General features: G+C 36.3%; 12 protein-coding genes and 1 riboswitch. Of the genes, 6 read left to right on the top strand and 6 right to left on the bottom strand.

Translation table 11 applies throughout. From position 1 onward, the window contains the following. Positions 1–15: 15 nt before the first annotated feature. The 6 genes from thiS to EG344_RS12675 form a co-directional block, all read right to left on the bottom strand. Entirely contained in the window at positions 16–222 is a 207-nt protein-coding gene (gene thiS, locus EG344_RS12700; RefSeq protein WP_123858171.1) for a sulfur carrier protein ThiS, read from the bottom strand. A 57-nt stretch (positions 223–279) separates the two neighbouring features. Next, positions 280–375, bottom strand: a riboswitch (TPP riboswitch). A gap of 105 nt (positions 376–480) precedes the next feature. Then, positions 481–1,323 carry a hypothetical protein gene (locus EG344_RS12695; RefSeq protein WP_123909739.1) on the bottom strand — a complete coding sequence of 281 codons (843 nt, stop codon included), beginning with the start codon at positions 1,321–1,323 and terminating at the stop codon, positions 481–483. Positions 1,324–1,342: 19 nt separating this feature from the next. Further along, positions 1,343–2,020, bottom strand: a complete 678-nt coding sequence (locus tag EG344_RS12690) for an RluA family pseudouridine synthase (protein WP_123909738.1) — start codon at positions 2,018–2,020, stop codon at positions 1,343–1,345. A 5-nt stretch (positions 2,021–2,025) separates the two neighbouring features. Further along, on the bottom strand, positions 2,026–2,349 hold the full coding sequence (locus EG344_RS12685; RefSeq protein ID WP_123909737.1) for a hypothetical protein: 324 nt from the start codon (positions 2,347–2,349) through the stop codon (positions 2,026–2,028). Between the two features lie 9 nt (positions 2,350–2,358). Next, positions 2,359–3,174: a 3-methyl-2-oxobutanoate hydroxymethyltransferase gene (gene panB, locus EG344_RS12680; protein WP_123909736.1), complete on the bottom strand. Its 816-nt coding sequence runs from the start codon at positions 3,172–3,174 to the stop codon at positions 2,359–2,361. A 63-nt stretch (positions 3,175–3,237) separates the two neighbouring features. Beyond that, positions 3,238–3,951 carry a Crp/Fnr family transcriptional regulator gene (locus tag EG344_RS12675; protein WP_065400912.1) on the bottom strand — a complete coding sequence of 238 codons (714 nt, stop codon included), beginning with the start codon at positions 3,949–3,951 and terminating at the stop codon, positions 3,238–3,240. Between the two features lie 89 nt (positions 3,952–4,040). On the opposite strand from EG344_RS12675, the gene EG344_RS12670 reads away from it, so the two are divergent. The 6 genes from EG344_RS12670 (at position 4,041) to ccoG (ending at position 11,681) form a co-directional block, all read left to right on the top strand. Further along, positions 4,041–6,419 (top strand): heavy metal translocating P-type ATPase, encoded by a 2,379-nt coding sequence (locus tag EG344_RS12670; RefSeq protein ID WP_123909735.1) that lies wholly within the window; start codon positions 4,041–4,043, stop codon positions 6,417–6,419. 109 nt (positions 6,420–6,528) lie between these two features. After that, positions 6,529–6,738, top strand: a complete 210-nt coding sequence (gene ccoS / locus EG344_RS12665; RefSeq protein ID WP_068939164.1) for a cbb3-type cytochrome oxidase assembly protein CcoS — start codon at positions 6,529–6,531, stop codon at positions 6,736–6,738. Positions 6,739–6,759: 21 nt separating this feature from the next. Further along, complete coding sequence (gene ccoN, locus EG344_RS12660) at positions 6,760–9,021, top strand: cytochrome-c oxidase, cbb3-type subunit I (protein ID WP_123909734.1); 2,262 nt, start codon at positions 6,760–6,762, stop codon at positions 9,019–9,021. Between the two features lie 17 nt (positions 9,022–9,038). Next, the gene (locus tag EG344_RS12655) at positions 9,039–9,239 is read left to right on the top strand and encodes a cbb3-type cytochrome oxidase subunit 3 (RefSeq protein WP_045501410.1); all 201 of its coding nucleotides are present in this window, start codon (positions 9,039–9,041) and stop codon (positions 9,237–9,239) included. Positions 9,240–9,249: 10 nt separating this feature from the next. Further along, entirely contained in the window at positions 9,250–10,131 is an 882-nt protein-coding gene (locus EG344_RS12650) for a cbb3-type cytochrome c oxidase N-terminal domain-containing protein (protein ID WP_123858180.1), read from the top strand. Positions 10,132–10,226: 95 nt separating this feature from the next. Further along, positions 10,227–11,681, top strand: a complete 1,455-nt coding sequence (gene ccoG, locus EG344_RS12645; RefSeq protein WP_123909733.1) for a cytochrome c oxidase accessory protein CcoG — start codon at positions 10,227–10,229, stop codon at positions 11,679–11,681. The last annotated feature ends 4 nt before the right edge of the window (positions 11,682–11,685 follow it).

Below are 11,685 nucleotides of genomic sequence, written 5' to 3'. Positions count from 1 at the left end.
TATTAAGTATGAGAATTATCCGCCCTGAGTGGCAGTAATGATTAAAATTGAATCTTGATTGTTAAGAGGAGTTTCCGCCCAGGCTGACAGCGGAACAATACGATTGTTGAGTGCTACGGCAATACCTTTCTTTTTTCCAGGTAATTCCATAGCCAATAATGCTTCCAGGTTCTCAGGAAGTACATCAAATGTTTTTCGGGTGTGGTTGATTATAAGTTCCATTCCTAATGATTTAAATATACTTTAGGAATGGCTATTATTGTACAATAGAATGTACAGCAAAAGTCATCTACTTTTCCCTACGCTGGTATAATCCAGATCAGGTTCAAAGGGTAAAGTCTCAGTCTGTAAAAACAGACACCCCTAAAGTGTGGGACGAAGTTAGCTATTTTTTCAGAATGGGCAAAATCAAATTTTCCGGAAACAAAAAATCCATCTCAACTTTGGAGATGGATCTTATTAATATTTATTCAAAATGCATTAATAGAAAAGCTTTAAGCTGCCATTGGTATTATATTGATTAGTCCAATTTGATTGATTCAGAAAAAATTCGGAGCTATAAGGTTGATATTCTTTTGAAATTCTTCTCTGAGGATTATTTTTTGATAATGAAAAGTAGAAATAATCTTCAAAAATTCCCAAATTCTTAAATGGATTTTGTGCAGAATCAAAATTATCAAATGTAATTTCGTTCGTAATGTATGCATCAACATTATTATGCTTTTCAGTTTTAGTTGCCTTTTCTAAATTTCCTGAATTATTATAAATAAACTTTTCTACATACGTCAAAATATAATCTTGTGGGTCAGTTGGATCGTATGGAACGTTAGGATATTGAGTTAAAATCTCCATTAACTTTCCTGAAGCGTCATAAGTATAGGTCAAATACTTATCCATATATGAATTATTAACCTCTGGAATAACTAATTTAATAACTCTACCTTGATTATCAAATTCAAACCTTCTTTCCTTCAATTGAACATTGAAACTAGGGTCAGAGCTATAGTTTTTCATAATTGCTGTATTTCCTGTATACGTTATCATTGTATACACTGATTTTGAATAAGCGTAAGAAAACCCCGTACTTCCAGAAAGTTCCAACTTTCCTCCTACTTTTTTACTAACTCTTCCCTGAGAATCATATTCGAAAATATAATTTTGTTCCAATTCATTAAATACAGGTGATAAAACAGGATAATTCCACGAGATTTTGCTTGTATTTTCAGTAACCGTCTGTTGTGAATTATCAATAGGCATTTCATCATTGTCTGAACAAGATGCCATAACCAGCAATGTGGCTAATAAAAGTGATTTGAATTTCATGTTATAGTTTATGATATGGTTATTCTTCGCAAGCTCTCCAAACCGCATCATTCTGCGGAACAGGAGCTATGATTTCTATGTTTTCTTTAGTAACAGGATGAATAAATTCCAGTTTCCTTGCATGAAGATTAATTCCTCCATCCGGATTCGAACGTGGAGATCCATATTTTAAATCTCCTTTGATCGGAACCCCTGTTTTAGATAACTGAGCTCTGATCTGGTGATGTCTTCCTGTTTCAAGATCTATTTCAAGAAGAAGATAATTATCTAAAGTCTTGATAACATTATAGGTCAGGATTGCTTCCTTAGCTCCTTCAGTAGCTTTTGGAAAAACAATCGCCTTGTTATTTTTTTCATTCTTCTTTAAATAATGAACCAATCTTTGGCTTTGTGGAATCATCTCTTTTCCCACTACTGCCCAATACGTCTTTTTAACTTCACGATTCTTCACCATCTGGGTAAGACGGGAAAGTGCTTTTGAAGTTTTAGCATAAATGACCAAGCCTGAAGTAGGGCGGTCTATACGATGAACCAAGCCGAGAAAAACATTTCCCGGCTTAGCATCTCTTATCTTTATAAAATTCTTAATAGATTCTAATAGTGATTCATCACCGGTCTTATCGCCTTGTACAAGCTGTCCGACTTTTTTGTTCACTACAAGAAGATGGTTATCTTCATATACAATCTGCTCCTTCATTCAATCTATCTGTTACGGTTTCTATTTGACATTGAAAGAATAATCCCTGCCAAAAGACCAATTGTTTTAAGTCCTGCAATCATTGAACTATCCGGCAACAAAGCTCCAATTACGCATACTCCTGCTGCGGCATACATCGCATACATAAAGTTTTTATTGGTCAGCATAGGTGCCTGAATAAAGAAACTTGCACCTATCAGAACATAGAATACTTTTCTGGAAAGCAAGTGATTGATTTCAGGTGAAAATAAATTGAACCAGCCTATAGCAAGACAGATTAATGCTGCAATAGATAATATTCCCTGGGCAGATTGTTGTTGATTTTGCATGAATTAATTTTAATAACTTTCGTTTTGGTTAGGGAACTCTACGCTCTTCACATCTTTTACATATTGAGAAACCGCTCCTGTAATTTCTGTGTAAAGGTCTAGGTATCTTCTCAAAAACTTTGGGCTGAAACCTTTGTTCATTCCCACCATATCATGATACACTAAAACCTGACCATCACAGTCTGCTCCGGCACCAATTCCTATTGTAGGAATAGAAATACTCTCAGTCACTTTTTTAGCTAATTCCGCAGGAATTTTTTCCAATACAACAGAAAAGCATCCCAGTTCTTCTAAAAGCTGAGCATCAGCAATCAGCTTTTCAGCTTCTGCCTCTTCTTTTGCTCTTACTTTATACGTTCCGAATTTATAAATAGACTGTGGAGTTAATCCTAAGTGTCCCATTACAGGAATTCCTGCATTGATTATTTTCTTAATAGATTTTGAAATTTCTTTTCCACCTTCAATTTTCACCGCATGAGCACCTCCCTCTTTCATCATTCTTACCGCAGACTCTAATGCTTTTTCAGGATTACTCTGATACGTTCCGAATGGTAAATCTGCTACCACTAGAGCTCTGTCGGTTCCTCTTACCACACTTTGAGCATGGTAGATCATTTGGTCTAATGTAATAGGTAATGTAGTTTCAAAACCTGCCATTACATTCGCTGCAGAGTCTCCAATCAAAATAGCATCTACTCCACCTGCATCTACCATCTTTGCCGTGGTAAAATCATAAGCAGTAAGCATTGTTATTTTTTCCTTGTCGAATTTCATTTTGCGCAAGGTTTCAGTCGTAACTTTTTTAATTTCAGAGTGAACAGACATAATTTATCTATTTTTTAAAAGTTAAAAAGTCGGCCATTCAGCCGACTTAAGTTTTTATGATTTTTATAAAACTACGTGACCGAGTTTCATGAGTTTATCGTGATTTAGAATCTTGATATTTCGTCCGTCAACTTCGATCAGGCTATCCTGTTTGAATTCTGAGATCAGACGGATGGCACTTTCTGTAGCTGTACCGATAATATTGGCAATTTCTTCTCTTGTTAACGAGATTTTGATAAATCCTTCCGGATCTACGCCTAATTTCTGTTCCAGAAGCAGCAATATTTCAGCCAGCCTTTCTCTTACCGTTTTCTGGGCAAGGAACGTAATAGTATTGGAAGATTCTCCTAATTCGTAAGAAATTTTCTGAAGCATTACGAAAGACAGTTGCGGATCCACCTCCAGAAGATACATAAAGATATCTGCTGGTAAGAAGACACACTCAATGTCTGTCATGGCTTCTGCTTTGGCTTGGAAGTTTTCCCCGCAAAGCAAAGAACGATAGCCGATAATATCCCCTTCTTTGATAAATCTTAAAATCTGATCTTTTCCAAATGCACCTGATTTTGAAAGTTTAGCGGCCCCTTTTTCAAGCACGAAAACCCCTTTTGGAGTCTCTCCGTCTTCAAAAATAGTATCGTGTTTCTGAAAACTCAATCTTTTTTTACCGTTAATATATTTTTCAAAATCTGCGCTAGAAAGTCTTTCCTTAAAAGATTTATCATTAAAAACTCTGGCGAACCTCTCTTCAATGGCTATCTGTTGTTCCTGCGGCATTTTATATGATATTTATCACAAAAATAGAACTTTTTAACTCGATAAACAAAAAAAATTGTTATAATTTTGTAGTTCAATATTTTAGGGAGGTGAGCGAGAACTGTTTTCATTGTGGTCAAGGTATAGAAAAAGAGAGAATTTTGTTTGACGAAAAGACTTTCTGTTGCAATGGCTGTAAGTCTGTTTATGAAATTCTGAATATAAATAATTTAAGTAATTTCTATGAACTTAATAAAGGGGCAGGAATTCGTCCAAACGATGAAAATTCTACCCAGTTCGATTATTTGGATACTCCGGAAATTTTTGAAAAAGTTACCGACTTCTCTGAAGGAAATACCAGTCTTGTCACATTCAAGATCCCTGTAATTCACTGTTCTTCTTGTATCTGGCTATTGGAAAGCCTTCATACGCTGAATCCTTACATTAAATATTCTCAGGTTAACTTCACAAGAAAGACCCTGCAGATCTCATTCAATCATAACGATCTAAAATTAAGCGAACTCGCTAATTTTTTAACGAATTTAGGATACAAACCTGTTATTAGCCTTGAAACTGCTGAAAAAAATGTTGACCATCTTGATAAATCACTTCTTGTAAAGTTTGCGATTGCAGGTTTTGCTTTCGGAAACGGGATGTTTTTAGCATTCCCTGAATATGTAGGTGGAGAAGATTATTGGATGGAGCATTACAAGGGGCTTTTCAGGGTTTTGATGTTCTTATTAGCCTGTCCTGTTGTATTTTATTCTGCTTCAGATTACTATAAATCTGCATGGTACGGATTAAAAAATAAAATTGTCAACATTGACGTCCCTATTGTATTAGGAATATTCGTTCTTTTTGGAAGAAGTATTTATGAAGTAGCAACAGATTACGGACCTGGTTATTTTGACACCCTTTGCGGACTTTTGTTCTTTATGCTGATGGGTAAACTGTTCCAGAAAAGAACCTATAGCGCTCTTTCTTACGACAGGGATTACAAATCATTCTACCCTATTGCTGTAACCAAGGTAGACTTTGAAGGAAAGCAAGAAAATATTCTTCTTTCCGAAATAAAAGTTGGAGACAGAATATTAGTTAGAAACCAGGAAATCATCCCGGTAGACGCAATTCTTATCAACGGAGAAGGAAACATTGACAACAGTTTTATCACAGGAGAAAGTGAAAGTATCAGCAAACAACCGGGAGACAAAATTTTTGCCGGTGGAAAACAGATAGGATCATCTCTGGAACTGGAGGTAATTAAGGATGTTGACCAGAGTTATCTTACTCAGCTCTGGAATAAAGAGGCCTTCAAGAAACACGAAACAGGTCTTGATACTCTAACCAACAATATCAGTAAATACTTTACATTTATCATCTTAGGAATTGCTCTTATTTCCGGAATTTACTGGGCATTCATCGATTTAGAGAAAATGTTCCAGGTTGTTTCAGCAATTCTCATCATTGCCTGTCCTTGTGCGCTTGCCCTATCCGCACCCTTCACTTTCGGACACATTATGAGAATTTTAGGTCGAAATAAATTTTATGTAAAAGACACCCTAACGATTGAAAAAATTGCCAAATTAGATACTATTGTTTTTGATAAAACCGGAACCATCACTCACAGGAAAAGATCAAACATTAAGTTTGAAGGTTCTGAAATCAGCGAATTTGATCAACTGAATATCAAAACATTATTAAAGAACTCCAATCACCCTCTTTCTAAATCACTTTATGAATTCATTGAAGTGAATGACGATTATTTCCCAGTGGAAGACTTCCAAGAAATCTCAGGAAAAGGATACTTGGCAAACGTAAGAGGAAATCTTTATAAAATTGGTTCTGCCCGTTATAACAATCAAGAACCTAAAAACCTAGAAACCGCTGTTTATATCAGCAAAAACAATGAATTCTTAGGCAAGTTTATCTTTAAGAATGAATACAGACCTAAACTTAAAGATCTATTCAAGAAACTCACCCACTACAAAATATTTATTCTGAGTGGAGATAATTCCTCAGAGGAAAATCAGCTTAAAGAGCTCATTCCAAACTACAAAGGAATGGCTTTCAATCAAAGTCCAGAAGACAAATTGAATTATATCAAAAATCTCCAGGATCAAAACATGAAAGTTGCCATGCTTGGAGATGGACTGAACGATGCAGGAGCCCTAAAGCAGAGCAATGTAGGTATTGCTATTGCCGATGACACCAACAGCTTTACCCCTTCTTCTGACGTTATCATGAATGGTGAAAAAGTAGTGACTTTAGACAACTATCTGAATGTCTGCAAAGGCTCCATCACCATTGTGAAAATGACATTTATAATTAGTTTTCTTTACAATATCGTTGGGTTAAGTTACGCAGTTACAGGGCACATGCATCCGCTGTTCGCTGCTCTCATCATGCCAGCAAGCTCCATCACGGTAGTCACATTTACGACAGTTTCAACATGGATACTGGGTCGCAAATACTTCAAAAAACAGGCTTAAACCCTCTTATTTAGACTGATTTTAAATTAGCTGAAATCGGCATTTCGTGATGAATGTCATTATTTTTCACTAAATTTGAACCCCGAAAATAGGTTAATTTTGTTGTCCAATGGATATTCTATATTTAATGATCGTCTGCAGTGTTTCTTTAGCTGCGATCTTCCTGGTCGTATTTATAGTGTATGCCAGAAAAGGGCAGTTTGAAGACGACGAATCTCCTGCTGTCAGAATCCTTTTCGATGATGAAGTCAAGGAAAAAGATGAAACTGGCGACAAAAATAAAGACGAGAAAGAAATAGGAGAAAATAATAAAAATTGAGAAAAATAGTGAATAGTTGATATGGAAACACAAAAGTTTAGTTATGACAATAGTATTGTCCGTGCGTTCCTCTATGCGACCATTATCTTTGGTTTCATAGGATTTACGTTCGGGCTTACGGCGGCATTAATGCTTTTCTACCCTGAATTACCTGAATTCTTATTCGGTACAGATGATACAACCATTAAAAGTTTGGCATCGGGTAATATTCAAGGGTTAATAAACACTCATGGAGCGTTTGGTTTTGGTAGAATCAGAATGTTGCACACCAATACCGTGATCTTTGCGTTCGTGTGTAATATTGTTTATGTAGGGGTATACTACTCTACGCAAAGATTATTGAAAACAAGAATGTACAGTGATACATTATCTTGGATTCATTTCTGGACATGGCAGTTTATGATCGTTGCTACGTTCATTACCTTCTTTATGGGTATTAACACTTCTAAAGAATATGCTGAACATGAGTGGCCGATCGATATCCTGATTGCATTCTCATGGATCATTTTCGGGGCTAATATGATTCTCACTATTTCAAAGAGAAGAGTAAGACACCTTTATGTTGCTATTTGGTTCTATCTTGGAACTTGGGTAGCAGTAGCAATGCTTCACATCTTCAACAATCTTGAAGTTCCATTATCTTTCTCTGGCTGGAAGTCTTATTCTGCATACGCAGGAGCAAAAGATGCCATCGTACAATGGTGGTATGGTCACAATGCGGTAGCATTCGTATTGACAACTCCGGTTCTAGGTTTAATGTATTACTTCTTACCAAAAGCGGCAGACAGACCTGTATTCTCATATAAGCTGTCTATTATTCACTTTTGGTCACTAATCTTCGTATATATCTGGGCTGGTCCTCACCACCTTCAGTATACCGCTCTTCCAGCATGGGCACAGGCAGTAGGAACAGGTTTCTCTATCATGCTTATCGCACCGTCTTGGGGAGGAATGTTAAATGGTCTTCTTACCTTAAGAGGAGCTTGGGATAAAGTAAGAGAAAATCCTATCCTTAAGTTCTTCGTAGTAGCTGTTACTTGTTATGGTATGGCAACGTTTGAAGGACCACTATTGGCAACGAAAAACATCAACAAAATTGGTCACTTTACTGACTGGGTTATTGGTCACGTACACTTAGGAGCTCTTGGATGGAATGGTTTCATGGCATTCGGGGTTATCTATTACCTGGTACCTATTATGTGGAGAACAAAAATTTGGTCTGTAAAATTAGCTAACTGGCATTTCTGGTTAGGGACTTTAGGAATTATTTTCTATGCAGTACCAATGTATATTTCCGGATTCACACAAGGATTAATGTGGAAACAATTCAACCCGGACGGAACATTATTATGGAAAAACTGGTTGGATACTGTTACAGCGATCATTCCTTACTTCAAAATGAGATTCTTAGGAGGTATCTTCTATATTTCCGGAGCAATCTTAATGATCGTTAACGTAATTGCTACGGTAAGAAAAGGATCATTCCAGAAAGAAGTTCCTGCTGAAGCACCTGCATTAGCAAACATCGGGAACAAACGTAAAGAAGGAGAAGGATTCCACCTTTGGTTGGAAAGAATGCCATTATTGTTAACAGTATTATCATTGTTTACAATTTCAATAGGAAGTATGGTTGAAATCATCCCTACCCTATCCCTTAAGAAAAGCGTACCTACTATTTCAGCAGTGAAGCCTTATTCTCCGCTTGAACTTGAAGGTAGAGATATTTATATCCGTGAAGGATGTAATGCTTGTCACTCTCAGATGATCAGACCGTTCAGGGATGAGATTACAAGATTTAACGGTAAAAACGGACAGTACTCTAAAGCTGGGGAATTTGTATATGACAGACCATTCCTTTGGGGATCTAAGAGAACAGGACCGGATTTACATAGAGAAGGAGGTAAAAACCCAAGTTCTTGGCACTACAAGCACATGTATAACCCAAGATCAACCTCTGCAGGTTCTATCATGCCTCGTTACCCTTGGTTAATTGCTACTAACTTAGACAGATCTAAAATGGTAGATAAATTGAAGCTGATGAAGAATACATTTGATGTACCTTATACAAAAGCTCAAATTGACTCTGCAGATAAGTGGGCAGACAACCAATCGGCAAAAATTGTAAAAGATATCTTCTCTGAAGCAAATGACTTGAAAGAGGCTTATGCTAAGAGACCTCAGGGAGAATTAGAGAAAAAAGAAATTATTGCTCTTATTTCTTACCTTCAGAGATTAGGAACAGATATTAAAACAACTGAAATTAAAACAGCAAGTAATAACTAAAAACATTAAAGGTTAGTATGATTCCTCAGAACTTTAAAGATATATTATCCAATACAGAAAATGCTGGCTTCTACCAGACACTGGCTCTGATTTTCTTTATGCTGTTCTTCGTAGCTCTGGTAATCTATGTTTTTAGCAAGCCTAAGAAATATTACAAAGAGGAAGAAGAAGCTCCCCTTGGAGAGGATGAAGACGACGATTTTAATTTAAAAAATTAAACTATTTTTTATGAAACAAAGAACACCTGTTGTTGTAAACATCTTGATAATAATCGGACTTTTAATAGTTTTTTATTATTTGTTTGTGCAGAGCTACGCGTTCCTAGCTTCGCCTTACTTCTGGGGAACTGTTGTGATAGCTGGTATCCTTGCCTTTATCCACAGTGCTATTGGAGATTTGATTGAAAACAACAAATTCAAAAAATTATCTCCGGAAGAGAAAGCGGCTTATTTAGCTGAAAAGAAAATCCCTTTCTTCAAAAGAATGTATGCAGCTGCCTTCAAAAAGCAATCTGATACGGAAGAAAAAGATATCCTTATTGACCATGGTTTCGATGGAATTATGGAGCTGGATAACCAATTACCAAAATGGTGGGTAGGTTTATTCTACTTTGGGACTGCTTTTTGTATTGTATATATTGCAGCGTATGCGTTTACAGATTTCGCTCACCCATTAAGCGAATATGAAAAAGAATACAAAGAACAATTGGCAAGTATTGCAATTTATGAAGCAAGCCAGCCACCTGTAACAATAGAAACAGCTAAATATTCAGCTGATAATATTGCAGAAGGTAAAGAATTATTCAAGACAAACTGTGCATCTTGTCACAAAGAAGACGGTAGTGGAGGTATTGGTCCAAACCTTACTGATAACTTCTGGATCAACCAGCCTGAGAAGACGTTATTCAAAAACGTATTCCACATGGACTGGAATGGTTCTCCTACTAACCCGGCGATGAGAGCATTTGGTAAAAACGGGGAAGTTTCTGGAGCTGAAATTGAAAAGATTGCAGCGTATGTATATCACATCAACCAGGAATTACCGCCAGTGACTCAGGCTCAAGGAGGAGCTGCTCCTCAGGGAACTGAAGCACATTGGGAAAAAGAATAATTTAGAAAATTAGAAACATATGAAAAAAACATAATTTGTTATTACCTTAAAAATAGTAACGAATTATGTTTTTTCTTTTTTAAACACATTACAATATGTCAGACATAGAAGAAATAGAAGTACGAGGCGGACAGGGACAGGTTCTGGACCCTGAGACTTACAGAGATTCTATCGGGACAATGGAGCAATCCGGTAAAAGAAGATGGGTATTTCCGAGAAAACCAAAAGGGAAATACACCAACTATAGAAACATTGTAAGTTATCTACTATTAATCATTTATTTTTCATTACCGTTCATCAAAATCAATGGTAACCCATTGTTGATGTTCAACGTCATAGACAGAGAGTTTTTCATTTTTGGACAGCCTTTCTATCCTCAAGACTTTTTTATCCTGACTTTAGGTGCCATCGCATCTTTAATCTTTATTATCGTTTTTACGATTGCATTCGGAAGAATTTTCTGCGGGTGGATTTGCCCTCAGACAATTTTTATGGAATCCATTTTCCGTAAAATCGAATATCTGATTGAAGGTGACCGAAACAAGCAGATGAAGCTGGACAGACAGGAATGGGACAGCGAGAAGATCTGGAAAAGAACTTTAAAATGGTCTGTTTATATCATTATTTCACTCATCATCACTCACTTTATGTTTATGTATATTGTGGGATATGAACAAGTATTCAAAATTGTTTCTGAAGGACCCTTTACGCATCCTACCAATTTCATTGTAATGATTCTGCTTACTGCTGCATTTTACTTTGTATTTGCGTGGTTCAGAGAACAGGTATGTACTTTGGTATGCCCATACGGAAGACTTCAGGGAGTATTGATTGATAAAGATACAATCAACGTTTTCTACGATTTCAAAAGAGGAGAAAACAGATCAAAATGGAGAAAGGGTGAAGACAGAAAAGCAGCCGGTAAAGGAGACTGTATAGATTGTCATCAGTGTGTAGTCGTATGTCCTACCGGAATTGATATCAGAGACGGACAGCAGCTGGAATGTATCAACTGTACGGCATGTATTGATGCCTGTGACGAAGTCATGGAAAAAGTAGGTCTTCCAAAAGGCTTGGTAAGGTATGCTTCTGAAAATGAAATTGAAAAACAAACTCAGTTTAAATTTACAGGAAGAATGAAAGGATTCAGTATATTCTTATTTCTTCTGGTAGGATTCTTAGGGTATCTATTATACAGCCGTGGGGAAATGGAAGCTAAATTCATTAAGCCCGCTGGAAGCACATTCTTTGTGAAAGAAGGAAAAATTATCAATACTTATAATTATACTTTCCTGAATAAAACCAATGAAAAGAAAATTGTTACCATCAAGGTAATAGATCCTGCACATGGAGAAATCACTTACAGTGCATCTAGTAAAATTCAGGTAGATAGAGATAAAATTACCAAAGGAACGATCAATATCAGCTTTCCGGAAGATGAAATGAAGCTTTCTAAACAGAACATTACGATCGGAGTTTACGATATGAAAGGTAAACTGGTAGATTCTTATCAAACTTATTTTGAAGGACCATTTAAATTACAATTTTAATTAG

This window comes from Chryseobacterium sp. G0162, from assembly GCF_003815715.1.
GTDB lineage: Bacteria > Bacteroidota > Bacteroidia > Flavobacteriales > Weeksellaceae > Chryseobacterium.
The sequence above is the reverse complement of the archived record's forward strand: the minus strand, read 5'-3'. Positions and strand labels throughout refer to the sequence as shown.

Coding starts and splice junctions, on each gene's coding strand:
- thiS (WP_123858171.1), bottom strand. CDS start 222: ATGGAACTTATAATCAACCACACCCGAAAAACATTTGATGTACTTCCT.
- EG344_RS12695 (WP_123909739.1), bottom strand. CDS start 1,323: ATGAAATTCAAATCACTTTTATTAGCCACATTGCTGGTTATGGCATCT.
- EG344_RS12690 (WP_123909738.1), bottom strand. CDS start 2,020: ATGAAGGAGCAGATTGTATATGAAGATAACCATCTTCTTGTAGTGAAC.
- EG344_RS12685 (WP_123909737.1), bottom strand. CDS start 2,349: ATGCAAAATCAACAACAATCTGCCCAGGGAATATTATCTATTGCAGCA.
- panB (WP_123909736.1), bottom strand. CDS start 3,174: ATGTCTGTTCACTCTGAAATTAAAAAAGTTACGACTGAAACCTTGCGC.
- EG344_RS12675 (WP_065400912.1), bottom strand. CDS start 3,951: ATGCCGCAGGAACAACAGATAGCCATTGAAGAGAGGTTCGCCAGAGTT.
- ccoS (WP_068939164.1), top strand. CDS start 6,529: ATGGATATTCTATATTTAATGATCGTCTGCAGTGTTTCTTTAGCTGCG.
- ccoN (WP_123909734.1), top strand. CDS start 6,760: ATGGAAACACAAAAGTTTAGTTATGACAATAGTATTGTCCGTGCGTTC.
- EG344_RS12655 (WP_045501410.1), top strand. CDS start 9,039: ATGATTCCTCAGAACTTTAAAGATATATTATCCAATACAGAAAATGCT.
- EG344_RS12650 (WP_123858180.1), top strand. CDS start 9,250: ATGAAACAAAGAACACCTGTTGTTGTAAACATCTTGATAATAATCGGA.
- ccoG (WP_123909733.1), top strand. CDS start 10,227: ATGTCAGACATAGAAGAAATAGAAGTACGAGGCGGACAGGGACAGGTT.